Raw genomic sequence first — 17,443 nt, forward strand, 5'->3', positions numbered from 1 at the left:
CATGAGCAGCATCGATTTCACCTCCTTCCTCAAGCTGATGGCCCACAAGAAGGCCTCCGACCTGTTCATCACCGCCGGCGTGCCGCCGTCGATCAAGGTCCAGGGCAAGGTCTCGCCGATCACCCAGAACCCGCTGACGCCGCAGCAGAGCCGCGACATGGTGCTGAACGTGATGAGCCCGGCCCAGCGCGAGGAGTTCGAGAAGACGCACGAGTGCAACTTCGCCATCGGCGCCGCCGGCGTCGGCCGCTTCCGCGTCAGCTGCTTCTACCAGCGCAACCAGGTCGGCATGGTGCTGCGCCGGATCGAGACCAAGATCCCGACCATCGAGGAGCTGAACCTCCCGATGATCCTGAAGTCGCTGTCGATGACCAAGCGCGGCATCATCATCTGCGTCGGCGCCACCGGCACCGGCAAATCCACCACCCTGGCGGCGATGATCGGCTACCGCAACCTGAACTCGACCGGCCATATCATCACCATCGAGGACCCGATCGAGTTCGTGCATAAGCACGAGGGCTGCATCATCACCCAGCGCGAGGTCGGCATCGACACCGACAGCTGGGACAACGCGCTGAAGAACACCCTGCGCCAGGCGCCGGACGTGATCATGATCGGCGAGGTGCGCACGCGCGAGGGCATGGACCACGCCGTGGTGTTCGCCGAGACCGGCCACCTGGTGTTCTGCACCCTGCACGCCAACAACGCCAACCAGGCCATCGACCGCATCATCAACTTCTTCCCGGAAGAGCGCCGCGGCCAGCTGCTGATGGACCTCTCGCTGAACCTGAAGGCGATCATCGCGCAGCAGCTGGTGCCGACCGCCGACGGCAAGGAGCGCCGCGTCGCCATGGAGATCCTGATCGGCACGCCGCTGGTGGCCGACTACATCCGCACCGGCGAAGTGCACAAGCTCAAGGATGTGATGAAGGAATCGACCCTGCTGGGCATGAAGACCTTCGACCAGAGCCTGTTCGAGCTGTACCAGGCCGGCGAGATCAGCTACGAATCGGCGCTGCGCTTCGCCGACTCCAGCAACGAGGTTCGGCTGCGCATCAAACTCGCCCAAGGCGGTGACGCCAGCACCCTGTCGCAGGGTCTGGACGGCGTCGAGATTTCCGAGAACCGCTGACGGCAGCCGTCAGCCGGCCTTGATCAGGTCGGCCACGCGCTCCGCCAGCATGATGACCGGACCGTTGGTATTGCCGCCGATCAGCTTCGGCATCACCGACGCGTCGACCACGCGCAGGCCGCGCACGCCGCGCACGCGGCAGTGGCTGTCGACCACCGCGTCGCGGTCGTCGTCGGCGCCCATCTTGCAGGTGCCGACCGGGTGGTACACCGTTTCCGCCTTCTCGCGCACGAACGCTTCCAGGTCGGCATCGGTCTGCGCCGCCTCGCCGGGAAACACTTCCGGGCCGCGGTAGGGGTCGAACGCCGGCTGCGCCAGCAACTGGCGCGAGAGTTTCGCCGCCTCGACCATCACCCGCAGGTCGAAGCCGTCCGGATCGCTCAGATAGCCGGCCTCGATGCGCGGCTTGTTGTGCACGCTGTCGCCGGTCAAGTACAGGCGGCCGCGGCTCTTGGGCCGCAGGAAGCAGGCGTGCAGGGTATAGCCCGAACCGCGCATGCGGTGCCGGCCGTGGTCGTCGAGCTGGGCCGGCACGAAATGGAACTGGATGTCCGGACGCTCGTCCTCGGCCAACGGCGAACGCCAGAAGCCGCCGGCTTCGGCCACGTTGCTGGTGCCGGGCCCTTGTTTGAACAGATAGAAGCGCAACGCCGTCAGCAACGGATTGACGGTGTCGTAGGTGACGTCCTGCAGGCATTTCTGCAGGGTGCAGACGTCCAGGTGGTCCTGTAGGTTGCCGCCGACGCCGGGTGCGTCGACGCGCACTTCGATGCCATGCTGGCGCAATTGCGCGGCCGGACCGATGCCGGACAGCATCAGCAGCTGCGGCGAGTTGATGCTGCCGCCGCACAGGATCACCTCGCGCGCCGCGGCCTCGCAGAAGCCGCCCTTGCCGTCCACCGCGTACACCACCGCGCTGGCACGGCCGTCCTCGAACACGATGCGCGAGGCAGTGGCCTTGGTAATCACCTTCAGGTTCGGGCGTTTGCGCGCCGGGCCCAGATAGGCGACCGCGCTCGAACAGCGCCGACCGCCGCGGGTGGTGGTCTGGTACAGGCCGAAGCCGGCTTGGCGCGCGCCGTTGAAGTCGTCGGTGAGGCTGAAACCGGCCTGTTCCGCGGCCTGCAGGAACACCTGGCTGAGCGGATTGACATGGCGCGGGTCCGACACCGTCAGCGGGCCGTCGCCGCCGTGCAGGTTTGATGCGCCGCGCACGTTGCCTTCGGACTTGATGAAGTAGGGCAGCACGCTGTGCCAGTTCCAGCCGGCGCAGCCGAGGGCTTCCCATTCGTCGTAGTCGCGGGCGTGGCCGCGGATGTAGCACATGGCGTTGATCGAGCTGGAGCCGCCGAGCACCTTGCCGCGCGGCCACCACAGGCTGCGCTGGTTCAGTTGCGGCTCGGGCGCGGTGCTGTAGTTCCAGTTCACGCCCTTCTGGCCCACCAGCTGCGCGATACCGGCCGGCATGTGCACCAGCGGGTTCCAGTCGCGGTCGCCGGCTTCCAGCAGCAGCACGCGCACCGCAGGGTCCTCGCTGAGCCGGTTGGCCATGGCGCAACCGGCGGAACCGGCACCGACGATGATGTAATCGAACATATAAGCCCGCTTTATAGTGACTATTGGCAGACTATGCCCGCACCCTCGAGCATATGCTCTAACCGGCGGCGCGCAGGCGGACGGCGACTGTGATTTAATGGGCGTCCGCCACCGGGTCCCCCAGCATGCTGCAAGCCCTCGTCCGTTTCCGCGACCACAACCGCCAGACGCCGGCGTTGCTGTGGGCCTTCGTGTACTTCTTCTGCCTGTTGACCGGCTATTACCTGCTGCGCCCGGTGCGCGAGGCGATGGGCGCCGACAGCGACGTGCGCGCGGTGTTTCCGGCCGGCCTGGTCGACTGGTTCGCCGGCCGCGGCGTGTCCCTGGGCGACTTCACCCTGCAGTTCCTGTTCACCTGCACCTTCATCCTGATGGTGCTGCTGCAACCGGTGTACGGCGCCTTGGTCAGCCGCTACGCGCGGCGCGTGTTCCTGCCGGTGGTATACGGTTTCTTCATCGCCTGCCTGTTGGCCTTCCATTTCGTGTTCGAGAGCGCCCTGCCGGGCCGCGGCATGGCGTTCTTCCTGTGGCTGACGGTGTTCAACCTGTTCGCGGTGGCGGTGTTCTGGAGTTTCATGGCCGACGTGTTCTCCAACGCAGACGCCAAGCGGGTGTACGGCTACATCGGCGCCGCCGGCACGCTGGGCGCCATGCTCGGCCCGCTGTTGACCCGTACGTTGGTGGAGGCCATCGGCATCGGCCAGCTGCTGCTGGTCTCGGCCGGGTTCCTGATCGTCTGCCTGCTGTGCATCCTGCGCCTGCGGCCGTGGGCGGTGGCGCGCGAACTCGAACAGAACCTGGCCAGCGGCGAAGTCCCGATGGGCGGCGGCGTGCTGGCCGGCCTGCGGCTGGTGGCGCGCGAGCCGCTGCTGCGCGCAATCGCCATCCTGGTGTTCTTCGGCGTCGGCGTCGGCACCCTGCTGTACAACGAGCAGGCCGCAATCGCGCGGGCCTATTTCACCGACGCCGCCTCGCGCACCGCCTATTACGCCGGCATCGACCTGGCGGTGAACGGTCTGACCCTGCTGGTGCAGCTGCTGCTGACCCGTTGGCTGTTGACCCGCCACGGCATCGGCCCGGCCCTGCTGATTCCCGCATTCGCGATCCTGATCGGCTTCGCCGCGCTGGCGGCCTCGCCGTTCCCGCTGCTGGTGGCCGCGGTGCAGGTGGTGACCCGCGCCAGCGAGTTCTCGCTGGCCAAACCGGCGCGCGAAACCGTGTACACCCGCGTGCCGCGCGAGTGGCGTTACAAGGCCGGCGCCGCCATCGACACGGTGATCTACCGCGGCGGCGATTTGACCTTCGTCTGGCTGCACAAGGCGCTGTCGGTGCTGGGTTCCGGCGCGGTGTTCCTGACCGGCATGGCGGTCACCGCCGGCATGGCCTTCGGTGCCTGGCGCCTGGTGCGCGAGCAAAGCAAATTGCCGGACGAGCGTCCGGCCGCGGGCGGTTGATCCGATCTCAGCGTTTCGGCGACAGCCACATCCGGATTTCGGCGTGGAACACCCTGTCGCCGGCCGGATCCAACACATCGACGTTGACCGGCAATTCGTAGCCGGATTCGGCCACCACGACCGCGATCATCGGCGTGGCGACGGCATGCATGCGGCCCTTGGCGCGCTTCAGATACGACACCGTCATGCCTTTCGGGATCCAACGCATGCCGGCCGGCAGGCTGGCGTCGGTCATCACCCCGGCGGTGAGCTCCGCCAGATTGCACAGGGCGATGGCGTGCACGCTGCCGATGTGGTTGTGCACCGCGCGCCGGTCGCGGATGACCGCTTCGCAGCGGCCGTGTTCGAGCCGGACGATGCGCGGCGCGATGCTGCCGAAGTAGGGCGCCTTTACGCAGACCGCACGCGAGAACAGCCAATGGCCGAGCGGCCAGCGCGTGATTTTGCGGTACAGCGTCAACAGCCGGTTTGCGTCAGTCATCGTCAACCCCCGTAGGGGCGGACCTGTGCGTCCGCCCTTTAATCAACATGCGGCGGATATGTCCGCCCTTCCATATTGCCATGCGAATCAGGGCGGACACGCAGGTCCGCCCCGACATGATTCGTCGCCTCAGGCCGCGCGTACGACGGCGCCGGTACCTTTCAGGCTGGAAGCGGCGACCAGCTCCGAGTGCTCGAAGTCGTCGACGCGGATGGTGTCGATGGTCATCACCCGCAGCTCTTCCAGCTGACGGCGTTCCTCGGCGTTGATCACGCCGCGGCGCATGCCTTCGTCGAGCTGGGCCTCGAAATCGAGGGTGCTCAGGTGGCTGTCCTTCATCGCCTTCAGGAACTTGCGCTCCACCGGTTCGGCCAGCACCACTTTGGTCAGGTAGCTGTTGATGCGGCCGGCCGGATTGTTGGCGCAGGGCGTGGTGAACACGCCGTCGGCCATCCGGTCGCGCGCTTCGTTCGGGCTCATCAGCAGGGCGGCGACGCGGCGGCCCAGGCGGTCGGACGGCGCGGTGGCGCGGCGGCCGAACGGGAACACCAGCAGCCACAGCGCCCAGCCGACCGGACGGATCGGGAAGTTGCGCAGGGCGGTCGACAGCGCCGATTCCATCTTGTGCACGGCGTCGATCACCGAGTACGCCACCAGCGGCTGGTCGGCGACCGGGCGGCCCTGGTCTTCGTAACGCTTCAGGATGGCGCAGATGATGTACAGCTGGCTGAGCACGTCGCCCAGGCGGCCGGACAGCTTCTCCTTGAACTTCAGCTTGCCGCCGAGGGTCAGCATCGAGACGTCGGCGCACAGCGCGAGCGCCGCCGAGTAGCGGTTGAGCTTGCGGTAGAAGCGCTTGGTGTGGGCGTCGCCCGGCGCCGAGCCGAAGGCTGCGTTGGTGATGCCGAACCACAGGCTGCGCACGGCGTTGGAGATGGCGGCGCCGATGTGCCCGAACAGCAGCCGGTCGAAGTCGCGCAGGCCCTGGGCGCGGTCGGGGTTGGTGGCGGCCTTCATTTCCTTCAGCACGAACGGATGGCAGAGGATCGCGCCCTGGCCGAAGATCATCAGCGAGCGGGTCATGATGTTGGCGCCCTCGACCGTGATCGAGATCGGCGTGGCCTGCCAGGCGCGGCCCAGGTAGTTCTGCGGGCCGAGGATGATGCCTTTGCCGCCGTGCACGTCCATGGCGTCGCTGACCAGCTGGCGCGACATCTCGGTGCAATGGTACTTGGCGATGGTCGACGGCACCGCCGGCAGTTCACCGCGCCAGACCGCGGCGGCGGCGGCTTCCGACAGCGCGCTGATGGCATAGGCGTTGCCGGCGATGCGGCTCAGCGCCTCCTCGACGCCCTCGAAGCGGCCGACCGACAGGCCGAACTGCTTGCGGATGCGGGCGTAGGCGCCGGTGACCACCGCGCCCATCTTGCTGCCGCCGGAGGCGGTCGAGGGCAGGGTGATCGAACGGCCGATCGACAGGCATTCGACCAGCATCTGCCAGCCCTTGCCGGCCATTTCTTCGCCGCCGATCAGCTGCGACAATGGAATGAACACCTCTTTGCCGCGCACCGGACCGTTCTGGAAGGGGGAGTTCAGCGGCATCGCGCGCCGGCCGACTTCCACGCCCGGGGTGTCGCGCGGCAACAGCGCCAGGGTGATGCCGATGTCGGCCTGGTCGCCGAGCAGCTTGTCCGGGTCGTACATGCGGAACGCCAGGCCGATCAGGCTGGCCACCGGCGCCAGGGTGATGTAGCGCTTGTCGAAGGTCAGCTTGACGCCGAGCACGTTGGCGCCGTTCCACTGGCCTTTGCAGACCACGCCGTAGTCGGGGATCGAGGTCGCGTCGGAGCCGGCCCACGGACCGGTGAGGCCGAAGCAGGGCACTTCACGGCCGTCGGCCAGGCGCGGCAGATAGTAGTCCTTCTGCTCCTGGGTGCCGTAATGCATCAGCAGTTCGCCCGGGCCCAGCGAATTCGGCACGCCGACCGTGGACGACACCACCGAGGACACCGAAGCCAGCTTCTGGATGACCTTGTGGTTGGCAAGGGCCGAGAAGCCGAGGCCGCCGTATTCCTTCGGAATGATCATGCCGAAGAACTTGTTCTTCTTGATGAAGTCCCACAGTTCGGGTTGCAGGTCGGCATGCACATGGGTGATTTCCCAGTCGTTGACCATCGTGCACAGCTCTTCCACCGGTCCGTCGAGGAAAGCCTGCTCCTCGTCGGTCAGCATCGGCTTGGGCTGGCTCAACAGCAGGTTCCAGTCCGGCTTGCCGGAGAACAGCTGGCCTTCGAAGCCGACCGTGCCGGCCTCCAGCGCGGTGCGCTCGGTGGCCGACAGCGGCGGCAGGATCCTGGTGTAGAAGCCCAGCAGCGGCGAGGTGATCAGGTGGCGGCGGATCGGAGTGATCAGCAGCGGCAGCACCACCACGGCCAGCAGTCCGGCGGCCACCGCCAAGGAGGTCGGCTCGGCGCCGAGCAGGCCGCAAGCCACCAGGGCGGAGCCGGCGAGTGCGGCGAACACGGCGAGGGAATAGCGATGGTAGCTGGCGAAAGCGGCAATCAGCAGGACGGCCAACCAAGGGGCGATGACGCTCATATGAATTCTCCGGGAATAATTCGTGGCGGGTGCGGCCGAACTTGCGGGCAACGACACCATACGCTAAAGTATCGTCAAGCCGGTGCGGGTTTGTCAATACGCGCCCGTATGGAATCTTCACGGACCCTTGCATGTCACTGAAACCCCAGGCCATTCAGGAAAAAAACCGCTTGTCGGCCGGCGATTGGCAGCAGGCGGCGCTCGATGCCCTGTCCGAAGCCGGACTGCAGGGCATCGCCATCGAAATGCTGGCCAAGCGCTTGGGCGTGACCAAGGGCAGCTTCTATTGGCATTTCGAATCGCGCGATGCCCTGATCCAGGCCGCCTTGGAGCTTTGGGAATCGCAGGAGCAGGAGCAGGTGTTCGGCAAGCTCGATTCCCTGCCGGACGCACAGGCGCGGCTGAAGGCCTTGATCGCCTTGGTCGCCAGCGAATTGCGGGCGCATAAAATCTACAGCGAGCTGCTGAAAGCCGTCGACCACCCCTTGGTCCGGCCGGTGCTGGAGCGCGTTTCCAAGCGCCGCATCGACTACCTGACCGCCAGCTTCCGCCAGGCCGGCCTGCCGCGCAGCGCCGCCATCAACCGCGCCCGCCTGACCTACGCCGCCTATGTCGGCTTCCTGCAGCTCAACATGCAATTGGGCTATCCGAAGTTGAATCACGACGAATTCGAGCAGTATGTGGCCCATCTGAGCGAGACATTGATTCCCGCCAGCGGTTAAAATAAGGGCGCGTCATACACCATAACAACGCCGGCAGTCGCCGGATCCACCGCACAGAGAGAGCCCGATGAGCAGCAAACTTGCCGAATTGAACGCGTGGGTCGCCCACTATGCCGACCTGACCGGTGCCGACCGGGTGCACTGGTGCGACGGCTCTGAGGAAGAAAGCGCGCGTCTGGTCGAATTGATGCTCGGCAGCGGCGATCTCATCGCCCTGAACCCGCAGACCCATCCGAACTGCTTCCTGCACCGCTCCAGCGTCTCGGACGTGGCGCGTGTCGAGCACCTGACCTTCGTCTGCACCGCCAACCGCGACGACGCCGGTCCGAACAACCACTGGATGGATCCGGAACAGGCCAAGGCCAAGATGGCCGCGCTGTACAAGGGCTGCATGAAAGGCCGCACGCTGTATGTGGTGCCGTACTGCATGGGCCCGATCGACTCGCCCTTGGCCCGCTGCGGCGTGGAAATCACCGACAGTCCGTACGTGGTGGCCAACATGCGCCTGATGACCCGCATGGGGGCCGCGGCGCTGGCGCGCATCGAGCGCGAAGGCACCTTCGTCAAGGGCGTGCACTCGACCGGCGACCTGAATCCCGACCGCCGCTTCATCATGCATTTCCCGGAAGAGCTCGGCATCCAGAGCTTCGGTTCCGGCTACGGCGGCAACGCGCTGCTCGGCAAGAAGTGCCATGCGCTGCGCATCGCGTCCTGGCAGGCGCGTCAGGAAGGCTGGCTGGCCGAGCACATGCTGATCCTCGGCGTCGAGAATCCGCAAGGCGAGACCCACTACATCGCGGCCGCGTTCCCCAGCGCGTGCGGCAAGACCAATCTGGCCATGCTGATTCCGCCGCAAGGCTACCGCGAGGCCGGCTGGAAGATCTGGACCGTGGGCGACGACATCTGCTGGATGCGTCCGGGCGCCGATGGTCGCCTGTACGCCATCAATCCGGAAGCCGGTTACTTCGGCGTGGCGCCGGGCACCAGCGCAAAGACCAACCCGAACGCGTTGGCCATGCTGACGCATGACGCCATCTTCACCAACGTCGCGGTCACCGCCGACAACCAGCCCTGGTGGGAAGGCCTGCCGGACGGAACGCCGGTCGCCGACTGGCAGGGCCGCGCGTTCGATCCGGCCAACGGTCCGGCCGCGCATCCGAACTCCCGTTTCACGGTGTCGGCCAGGCAGTGCCCGAGCTATACCCCGATGGCCGAGGACCCGCAGGGCGTGCCGCTGTCGGCCATCGTGTTCGGCGGCCGCCGTGAATCGCTGGTGCCGCTGGTGTTCGAGGCCCGTGACTGGACCCACGGCGTGCTGGTCGGCGCCGGCATGGCGTCCGAGACCACCGCCGCCGCCACCGGTGCGGTCGGCGTGGTGCGCCGCGACTCGATGGCGATGAAGCCGTTCGCCGGCTACAACTTCGGCGATTACTTCGCGCATTGGCTGTCGTTCGATAAGCCCGGCGCCAAGCTGCCGAAGATCTTCCACGTCAACTGGTTCCGCAAGAACGCCGGCGGCAAGTTCCTGTGGCCGGGCTTCGGCGACAACATGCGCGTGCTGGAGTGGATGATCAAGCGCGTCAAGAACGAGGTGCCGGGCCACGCCACCGCCATCGGCATTCTGCCGGGTGAAGGCGAGCTCAACCGCGACGGACTGAACATCGACGCCGCCGACCTGCAGGCGCTGCTGCATGTGGACACCCACGCCTGGCGCACCGAAGTCGGCGCCATCGCCGACTACCTCGAAGAGTTCGGCGAACGCACGCCGGCCGCGCTGTTCGAGGAGCTGGACAAGACTGCGCGCCAGCTGGTGTAAACCGGGTCCGCGTTCATTTGGCGAAATCCCCGCTCCGGCGGGGTTTTTCCTATCATGGGCGGATGCACGCCTATTACTGTCACCACTTCGTGTTGCCGCTGCCGCCGGAGCACCGCTTCCCGATGGCCAAATACCGCCTGCTGTACGAGCGCGTGCAGGCGTCGGCCGATGCGCTTGGCATCCGTCTGCACGAACCGCCGGCGGCGGAGTTGGACGATCTACTGCGCGTGCATTGCCCGGACTACGTGGCGCGCATGCTGGACGGCCGCGCCGAGGAGCGCGAGATGCGCCGCATCGGGTTTCCCTGGTCGCCACAGATGGTGGAGCGCTCGCGGCGTTCGGCCGGCGGCACCATCCAGGCGCTGAAGCGGGCCATCGCCGAGCGCGGCGTGGCCGCCAACCTGGCCGGCGGCACCCACCACGCCGCGTATGACCGCGGCGGCGGCTATTGCGTCTTCAACGACGCCGTCATCGCCGCCCGTCACGTGCGACACCACGGCTTGGCGCGCAAGGTGCTGTTGATCGACCTCGATGTGCATCAGGGCGACGGCAGCGCCGCGCTGTGCGCCGCCGATCCGGGCGTGTTCACCTTTTCCATGCATGCCGAGAAGAACTATCCGGCGCTCAAGCCGCCGTCCGATTACGATGTGGCGCTGGCCAGCGGCACCGGCGACGAGGCCTATCTGCAGGCTTTGGATTGGCATCTGCCCCTGGTATTGAGTTTGGCCGGCGCCGATGCCGCGGTGTATCTGGCCGGTGCCGATCCCTTCGCCGGCGACCGGCTGGGGTATTTGGCGCTGAGCAAGCCCGGCTTGGCCGCGCGCGACCGCCGGGTGCTGGCGGCTCTGGCCGATGCCGGCATCCCGACCGCGGTGGTGATGGCCGGCGGCTATGCCGAAGACGTGCAGGATATCGTCGACATCCATTTCGAGACCCTTCGGCAGGCCGCGTGCTTGGCGGGAAGTTCCGTGGTCTGAGCAGTCCGGTACGCCTGATACCATAATGGGCGCAAATTAACGAATAAATAACGAAACTGACCGGATTGGGCTAAGTTCAAATCTGAACGGATGCCGCCGAGGCCGTGTTTCCGGGTTTTTGATTTTCATCCATCCATATGATTTTTATAAATAATTTTATAATTTCCGGTAATTCGGGCCGTTCAGCTTTGGTGGCCTGGGATTAACGGAATTTTTTCAAGTCAAAGTGTTGGCATGACGTAAAAATTGCGTTAGAGTTGAAAGTGCCTGAACCCGGATTAAACATCCATCCGGGTTCACCAAAGGCTACTTTTATTAACTGGAGAGAGACAACCATGTCTAATGTGACCAAGCTTTCAGACGCGATCAAGTTCGCGTTGTTTGTCGGCGCCGCATCTTCCGCCGCCACGGTTTCCGCCGTCGCCCAGGAAAGCGATGCCAAGACCCTGGACCGCGTTGAAGTGACCGGTTCGCGCATCAAGCGCGTCGATGCCGAAACCACCCAGCCGGTGGCCGTCGTTACCCGTGCCGACATCGAAAAGACCGGCCTGACCAACGTGTTCGACATCCTGAACAACATCACGTCCTCGGACGGTTCGGGTCTGTCCACCACCACCACCCAAACCAACGGCTCTGACGGTTCGCAGCAGATCTCTCTCCGCGGCCTGGGCGCCGACCGCACCCTGGTGCTGGTTGACGGCAAGCGTTGGGTGACCGATCTCGACGGCACCGTCGACCTGTCGACCATCCCGGTCGCCATCATCGAACGCATCGATGTGCTGAAAGACGGCGCCTCCGCCATCTACGGCTCCGACGCCATCGCCGGCGTGGTCAACATCATCACCCGCAAGAACTTCGAAGGCGCCCAAGTCGGCGTCAGCTACGGTCAAACCGAGAAAGGCGACGGCGCCCAGCGTTCGGCCGATATCACCATCGGTGCCGCCGGCGAGCGCGCTTCCGGCGTGGTTTCGATCAGCTATTCCGAGCAAAAAGAAATCATGGCCGGCGACCGCTACATCTCGAGCGAGCCGTACTACGAGTGCACCAAGTACTTCCAGGCCATCTACGGTGCCTCGGCGGTCACCACCTGCCCGTACGGCTCCGGTTCGAACGTCTGGGGCCGCTTCAACGTCGGCGGCAACAAAACCGTCGATCCGAACGCCAACCTGAGCGACGGCTACCAGCTGGCCGACACCCGCGCCTACAACGGCTTCACCGATGCCTACAACTACTCGCCGGTCAACTACCTGCAGCAACCGGCCCAGCGTCTGAACCTGTTCGCCGCCGGCCGCTTCCAAGTGACCGACAACATCACCGCCTACACCCGCGTCAACTACACCAAGCGCTACTCGAACCAGCAGCTGGCCGAAGTGCCGGTGACCGCCTCGGTGGCCGGTGCCAACGGTCCGCAGTGGAAAATCGGTATCAGCTCCGCGATGCCGTTCAACCCGTTCGGCGTTGACATCAACACCTGGAACCACCGCTCCATCGCCGTCGGTCCGCGTAACCCGAGCTACGATTACGACATCTTCTCGCTGCAACTGGGCCTGGAAGGCAGCTTCGAAATCGGCGAGCGCTTCTTCTCCTGGGATCTGGCCGCCATGCGCAACGACGGTCAGTACGACTCGAAGGGCACCGGTTACCTGAACCTGCAGAACCTGAAGAACGCGGTCGGCGCCGGCGGTTACGATGCCGGTTCCAACAGCCTGTACTGCGGTGCCAGCTACGCCACCCGCATCCAAGGCTGTATCCCGTACAACGTGTTCGGTGGTCCGACCCTGGGTCTGGGTACCCAGATCAACGGCGCCGCTCCGGGCCGCACCGTGACTGCCGCCGAAGTGCAGCAGATGATCAACTACGTCAGCTACACCCAAGTCGGCACCTCGGGCAACACCACCACCGGCTACTCGGGTAACCTGAGCGGCGACCTGTTCGAGCTGCCGGCCGGCATGATGAGCTTCGCCGTCGGTTTCGAAACCCGCCGCGACAACACCTTCGACCAACCGGACGCCCTGGTTTCCGGCGGCTTCTCCTCGGACAACTACTCCGAGCCGACCAAGGGTGAAACCAAGGTCACCGAGTACTTCGCCGAAATCACCGCGCCGCTGCTGAAGGACGTGTTCCTGGCCAAGGAACTGGAAGTCCGCGCCGCCGTGCGTCAGTCCGATTACTCGGCCCAAGGCTTCGTCGGTTCGACCTTCACCACCAACGATCCGGGTTCGCCCACCAACGCCATGTACGGCCTGAAGTGGAAGCCGGTCGATGACCTGATGGTCCGCTTCTCGATGGGCGAAAGCTTCCGCGCGCCGTCGGCGCTCGACCTGTACGGCGGCGGCGGCGAAAGCTTCCCGCAAGTGGCCGATCCGTGCCGTTCGAACGTGGCCGGCACCGCTTGGAACACCCCGGCCAACGCCGCGGCCTGTACCGCGGCCGGTCTGAGCGGCCCGGGCGGCGTGGGCGTGTTCCAAGCCAACGCGCAGATCCGCACCTTGGTCGGCGGTGACGCCAACCTGAAGCCGGAATACGGCGACACCATGACCTACGGTTTCGTGTACAGCCCGCGCTTCATCGAAGGCCTGGACCTGACCGTGGACTACTGGGAAGTCGACATGTTCGACCTGCAGACCACCCTGTCGGCCGGTAACGTGATGGCCCGTTGCGTGGGTACCAGCGGCTTTACCCCGGACGCCACCTTCTGCGCCAACGTCGATCGTGACGCGGCCGGTTCGGTGAACAGCGTGCGTACCGCCCGTACCAACCTGGCCCGCTACCGTGCTTCCGGTATCGACCTGGGTGCCGTGTACCGTTGGGATGCCGGCGAGTGGGGTAACTTCCGCTTCGCTCTGGACACCAGCTGGATGGAGAACGCCCAGTCGTTCAACAGCACTAGCGGCACCTGGAACAGCAGCGAAGTCGGCACCTACACCGGTGCCCCGACCTTCGAATACCGCAACGTCGCGACCATCGACTGGAGCAAAGGTGACTTCAACGTCCGTTGGACCACCCGTACGATGTCCAACATCTACGAAAGCTGCTTCCTGTACTGCAACGACTACGACGGTTCGGGCCGCAACAACTCGGGCTTCTATGCCGTTCACGACCTGAACGTCAGCTGGAACGCTCCGTGGGATGCCCGCATCTCGGCCGGTGCCCGCAACCTGTTCGGCAAAGAACCGCCGATCTTCACCAACAACACCTTCGCCCACAGCTTCGATGCGGCTTACGATCTGCCGGGCGGCGCCTACTGGTACATGCAGTACCGTCAGGATTTCTGATAAAGCAACACCAATTGCTGTACTCGACCGCCGGCGCAAGCCGGCGGTTTTTTTTCGCCCTGCGGAATGCAGGCGATAAAAAACGGACCGTAGTCCGTTGCTCCGGCTCCCGAATGGCTACGTACGCTATAAGTCGATCTCAACGCGCACGTACGGCCTCACCCCGTCGATGCGCTGGTCGGTGATCGGCGCCACGCTGGCGCTGTCCAGCGAGCTGCGGCCCTGGCTCAGCAGGCCTTCCGCGCCGACCGAGACCTTGCCTTTCCACGGCGTCTTCCAGCTGACGCCGGCGCCGATCGACTGCAGATTGGAATCCTGGCCCGGGATGGTGACCACGTTGCCGACCACTTCGCCGGAAATCGCGCGTTCGCGCGCGGGAATCTCCAACACGTCGCGATCCCATTCGGTCGGCACGCCTTTCGGGAACTGCGAAGCCGGAATCAACTTGGCGCGGCTCAGGTTGCCGTTGATCGAGACCCAGCCTTCGCTGGCCTTCGGCGTCGGCGCGATGCGTCCGCCGGAGGTGCTGAACGTGTCGAATTCGGTGGCGAGCAGTCGGCGTTGGGAGGACGAAATGCCGATCAGCCCGAGCTCGGCGGCGCCGCTCTTGCGTTGCAGCATGGCCTGCGTTTCCAGTCCAGGACTGTTGATGGCCGGATAGCGGGTCGATTTCTTGCCGAGCTGGCAGGTGTCGAGCAGCGCCAGCTGGTTGAAGGCGTTGCTTTGCCCGGCGCAGAAAATCGCCATGCCGCTGTCCAGGTTGACGGCTTTGCCGGTCTGTCCGCCCGCCGCCTGCTTCTGCGCGCCGCGCGCCCGCACCCAAGGGCGCCCCGGCGTTGCCTGCTCCAGCACCAACAGGGCCTCAATCTGGCCGCTGTGCACGTTCCAGACCGGAATCAGGGTCGGCGTGGTGTTGGGTTTGAGCATCTGCGGGGTTGAATTCTGGCCCGACGCCGCGGGCGCACCGCCGAGGGCGGCTGCAATCAGCAGGGGCAGGATGCGTCTCATGCAGGCCATTGTAGTCTCCTGCCGGTTGGACAGCAAAAGCGCAGTCGGGTTCCGCCCGTTCAGTGCAGGCGGCTGGAACCCGGCGCCGAAGGCTTGGGCCAGAACAGGGACAGGCCTTCCTCGGCGCTGAATTGGTAAGTCTGGCCGCAGAAATCACAGTGCACGGTGATTCCGTCGTTTTCCGCCACGGCCTCGGCGATTTCGGCTTCACCCAGGCTGATCAGCGCGTTCTCGACCCGTTCGCGGGTGCAGGAGCAGGCGAAGGCCAGCGCTTTGCTTTCCAGCACGCGCACCGTCTCCTCGTGGAACAGCCGGTACAGCACCTCTTCCGGCGACAGATCGAACAGCTCGTCGGCGGTCAGGGTGTCCAGCAGCATCTGCACCCGGGTCCAGTCGTCTTCCGAGCGCGCGGACTCCGGCAACTGCTGGATCAGCAGGCCGGCGGCGCGATCGCCGCGGTTGAACAACAGGATGCGCGTGGGCAGCTGTTCGGATTGCCGGAAATAGCCCTCGAAGGCCGAGGCCAGCGAATCCGCTTCGAGGCCGACCAGCCCCTGGTAGCGTTGCGGTTCGCGTCCGACCAGCGCTTCGTTCTCGATGGTGATGGCCAGCATGGCTTTGTCGCCCAGCGCCGAGAGCGGCAGGTCGTCCGGCACCGGCGGGTCGAAGTGGGCGATGCCGCGCACGGTGCCCTCGGTGGTGCACTCGGCGAACAGGCGGCGAATCGGCGCCTCGCCGCGCAGCTGGATCGACAGCCGGCCGTTGATCTTGACGGTGGCGGTGAACAGGGCCGAGGCCACCGTGCATTGCGCCAGATAGGCGGCCACCGCCGGCGGGTACTCGACGCGTTCGGCGATGCTGCGCCAGGCCGGCCCCAGATGCACGAGGGCGCCGCGCACATCGGCGCGTTCAAGCAGGAAACGGGTCAGGCTGTCGTCGGAAGGGGGCATTCGGTCTCCGCATCACAAGGCGGTTTGGTTACACTAGGGCATATTTTACGCGCAAACACGGGGATCGGATTGGCTCGCAGGACGAAGACGCGGCGTTGGCTGAAGCGGCTGTTCATCGGCTTGCCCTTGGCGTTCACATTGCTGACTGTAGCCCAGGTGCTGGTGCTCCGGTGGCTGGATCCGCCGGCCACCAGCTTCATGGCCGGCCGACAGCTGTCGGTGCTGCTAGGCGATGACGAGCGCAGCCTGCGCCTCGATTACCGCTGGCGCAATCTGGAGCGCATCTCGCCGCAATTGCCGCTGGCCGTGGTGGCCGCCGAAGACCAGCGCTTTCCCGCGCATCACGGGTTCGACCTGGAAGCCATGAAAAAGGCCTATCACGGCAACCAGCGCGGCCGCAAAATCCGCGGCGGCAGCACCATCAGCCAGCAGTTGGCCAAGAACCTGTTCCTGTGGAGCGGACGCAGCTACCTGCGCAAGGGGCTGGAAGCCTGGTACACCTTCTGGATCGAACTGCTGTGGCCGAAGCGGCGCATCCTCGAGGTCTACGTCAATGTGGTCGAATTCGGCGACGGCGTGTACGGCGTCGAAGCGGCGGCCCAACGCTATTTCGGCAAGCCGGCCGTGCGCCTGAGCCGTAGCGAGGCGGCGCGGCTGGCGGCGGTGCTGCCCAGCCCGCGGAAATACAGCGCGCGCAAGCCCGGTCCGTATGTGCAGCGGCGGGCGCGGGCGATCGAGCGCCAGATGCGCGGTTTGGGCGGAACCTCGTATCTGAGCGGCTGTTGCCGCGAGTGATCACAGCACCAAGTAGCTGATCGCCACGAAGTGGCTGGCGCTGCCGGCCAGCACGAAACCGTGCCAGATCGCGTGGTTGTGGCGCAGACGCTCCCACAGATAGAACACGGTACCGAGACTGTAGAACAGGCCGCCGATGCCGAGCCAGACCAGTTCGGTTGTGCCGACATGGCGCAGCATCGGGCCGGCGGCGAACACCACCAGCCAGCCCATGGCCAGATAGACCAGCGTCGACAGCAGCTCGAAGCGGCCGGTGAAGAACAGCTTGAACACGATGCCGGCCGCGGCCAACGTCCAGATGGTGCCGAACAGCAGCCAGCCGCCGTCGCCGCGCAGCGCGATCAGCGCGAAGGGCGTGTAGCTGCCGGCGATGAGCACATAGATCATGCAGTGGTCGAGGACCTTCAGCCGGCCTTTGGCCTTCGGCTCATGCACCGCATGGTAGAGGGTGGAGGCGGTGTACAGGCCGATCAGCGACAGCGAGAACACGATGGCGCCGGTCAGCTGCCAGCCGTTGCCGTACAGCGAGGCGAGGGTGACCAGCACGGCGCCGCCGATCAGGCTCAGCACGGCGCCCGCACCGTGGGTCAGGGCGTTCCAGAACTCGGCGCGCAGGTGTTCGGCGTTCATGGCGTCATC

13 protein-coding genes are annotated in these 17,443 nt (G+C 65.5%); 7 read left to right on the forward strand and 6 right to left on the reverse strand.

Features of this window, described 5'->3' with window-relative positions:
- Position 1 precedes the first annotated feature (1 nt).
- Positions 2-1,132, forward strand: coding sequence for a PilT/PilU family type 4a pilus ATPase (locus IEV56_RS05200; RefSeq protein ID WP_188448490.1), 1,131 nt, complete (start codon positions 2-4; stop codon positions 1,130-1,132).
- A gap of 9 nt (positions 1,133-1,141) precedes the next feature.
- On the opposite strand, the gene IEV56_RS05205 is transcribed toward IEV56_RS05200, so the two are convergent.
- The gene (locus IEV56_RS05205) at positions 1,142-2,728 is read right to left on the reverse strand and encodes a GMC family oxidoreductase (RefSeq protein ID WP_188448492.1); all 1,587 of its coding nucleotides are present in this window, start codon (positions 2,726-2,728) and stop codon (positions 1,142-1,144) included.
- A 125-nt stretch (positions 2,729-2,853) separates the two neighbouring features.
- Here IEV56_RS05205 and IEV56_RS05210 point away from each other — a divergent pair, with 125 nt between their 5' ends.
- A complete protein-coding gene (locus IEV56_RS05210) occupies positions 2,854-4,182 on the forward strand; it encodes an NTP/NDP exchange transporter (RefSeq protein WP_188448494.1) in 1,329 nt (442 codons plus the stop codon).
- A gap of 7 nt (positions 4,183-4,189) precedes the next feature.
- Here the strand turns inward: IEV56_RS05210 and IEV56_RS05215 are convergent, their stop codons facing one another.
- Positions 4,190-4,663 carry a hotdog fold domain-containing protein gene (locus IEV56_RS05215; RefSeq protein WP_188448496.1) on the reverse strand — a complete coding sequence of 158 codons (474 nt, stop codon included), beginning with the start codon at positions 4,661-4,663 and terminating at the stop codon, positions 4,190-4,192.
- A gap of 129 nt (positions 4,664-4,792) precedes the next feature.
- A complete protein-coding gene (locus tag IEV56_RS05220) occupies positions 4,793-7,261 on the reverse strand; it encodes an acyl-CoA dehydrogenase (RefSeq protein WP_188448498.1) in 2,469 nt (822 codons plus the stop codon).
- A 131-nt stretch (positions 7,262-7,392) separates the two neighbouring features.
- On the opposite strand from IEV56_RS05220, the gene IEV56_RS05225 reads away from it, so the two are divergent.
- The 4 genes from IEV56_RS05225 (at position 7,393) to IEV56_RS05240 (ending at position 14,051) form a co-directional block, all read left to right on the forward strand.
- Positions 7,393-7,983 (forward strand): TetR/AcrR family transcriptional regulator, encoded by a 591-nt coding sequence (locus IEV56_RS05225; RefSeq protein ID WP_188448500.1) that lies wholly within the window; start codon positions 7,393-7,395, stop codon positions 7,981-7,983.
- A 67-nt stretch (positions 7,984-8,050) separates the two neighbouring features.
- Positions 8,051-9,799: a phosphoenolpyruvate carboxykinase (GTP) gene (locus IEV56_RS05230; RefSeq protein WP_188448502.1), complete on the forward strand. Its 1,749-nt coding sequence runs from the start codon at positions 8,051-8,053 to the stop codon at positions 9,797-9,799.
- Positions 9,800-9,861: 62 nt separating this feature from the next.
- Entirely contained in the window at positions 9,862-10,776 is a 915-nt protein-coding gene (locus IEV56_RS05235; protein WP_188448504.1) for a histone deacetylase family protein, read from the forward strand.
- Positions 10,777-11,111: 335 nt separating this feature from the next.
- The gene (locus IEV56_RS05240) at positions 11,112-14,051 is read left to right on the forward strand and encodes a TonB-dependent receptor domain-containing protein (protein WP_188448506.1); all 2,940 of its coding nucleotides are present in this window, start codon (positions 11,112-11,114) and stop codon (positions 14,049-14,051) included.
- Between the two features lie 126 nt (positions 14,052-14,177).
- Here the strand turns inward: IEV56_RS05240 and IEV56_RS05245 are convergent, their stop codons facing one another.
- On the reverse strand, positions 14,178-15,068 hold the full coding sequence (locus tag IEV56_RS05245; RefSeq protein ID WP_188448508.1) for a hypothetical protein: 891 nt from the start codon (positions 15,066-15,068) through the stop codon (positions 14,178-14,180).
- Between the two features lie 50 nt (positions 15,069-15,118).
- A complete protein-coding gene (hslO, locus tag IEV56_RS05250) occupies positions 15,119-16,009 on the reverse strand; it encodes an Hsp33 family molecular chaperone HslO (RefSeq protein ID WP_188448510.1) in 891 nt (296 codons plus the stop codon).
- A 69-nt stretch (positions 16,010-16,078) separates the two neighbouring features.
- Between hslO and mtgA the strand changes: the two genes are divergently transcribed.
- Complete coding sequence (mtgA, locus tag IEV56_RS05255) at positions 16,079-16,804, forward strand: monofunctional biosynthetic peptidoglycan transglycosylase (RefSeq protein WP_425488563.1); 726 nt, start codon at positions 16,079-16,081, stop codon at positions 16,802-16,804.
- On the opposite strand, the gene trhA is transcribed toward mtgA, so the two are convergent.
- Complete coding sequence (trhA, locus tag IEV56_RS05260) at positions 16,805-17,434, reverse strand: PAQR family membrane homeostasis protein TrhA (protein ID WP_188448512.1); 630 nt, start codon at positions 17,432-17,434, stop codon at positions 16,805-16,807.
- Positions 17,435-17,443: the final 9 nt, after the last annotated feature.

The sequence above is a fragment of the Arenimonas maotaiensis genome, assembly GCF_014638745.1.
Classification (GTDB): domain Bacteria; phylum Pseudomonadota; class Gammaproteobacteria; order Xanthomonadales; family Xanthomonadaceae; genus Arenimonas; species Arenimonas maotaiensis.

Coding starts and splice junctions, on each gene's coding strand:
- hslO (WP_188448510.1), bottom strand. CDS start 16,009: ATGCCCCCTTCCGACGACAGCCTGACCCGTTTCCTGCTTGAACGCGCC.
- IEV56_RS05240 (WP_188448506.1), top strand. CDS start 11,112: ATGTCTAATGTGACCAAGCTTTCAGACGCGATCAAGTTCGCGTTGTTT.
- IEV56_RS05200 (WP_188448490.1), top strand. CDS start 2: ATGAGCAGCATCGATTTCACCTCCTTCCTCAAGCTGATGGCCCACAAG.
- trhA (WP_188448512.1), bottom strand. CDS start 17,434: ATGAACGCCGAACACCTGCGCGCCGAGTTCTGGAACGCCCTGACCCAC.
- IEV56_RS05225 (WP_188448500.1), top strand. CDS start 7,393: ATGTCACTGAAACCCCAGGCCATTCAGGAAAAAAACCGCTTGTCGGCC.
- IEV56_RS05205 (WP_188448492.1), bottom strand. CDS start 2,728: ATGTTCGATTACATCATCGTCGGTGCCGGTTCCGCCGGTTGCGCCATG.
- IEV56_RS05220 (WP_188448498.1), bottom strand. CDS start 7,261: ATGAGCGTCATCGCCCCTTGGTTGGCCGTCCTGCTGATTGCCGCTTTC.
- IEV56_RS05210 (WP_188448494.1), top strand. CDS start 2,854: ATGCTGCAAGCCCTCGTCCGTTTCCGCGACCACAACCGCCAGACGCCG.
- IEV56_RS05245 (WP_188448508.1), bottom strand. CDS start 15,068: ATGGCCTGCATGAGACGCATCCTGCCCCTGCTGATTGCAGCCGCCCTC.
- IEV56_RS05235 (WP_188448504.1), top strand. CDS start 9,862: ATGCACGCCTATTACTGTCACCACTTCGTGTTGCCGCTGCCGCCGGAG.
- IEV56_RS05215 (WP_188448496.1), bottom strand. CDS start 4,663: ATGACTGACGCAAACCGGCTGTTGACGCTGTACCGCAAAATCACGCGC.
- IEV56_RS05230 (WP_188448502.1), top strand. CDS start 8,051: ATGAGCAGCAAACTTGCCGAATTGAACGCGTGGGTCGCCCACTATGCC.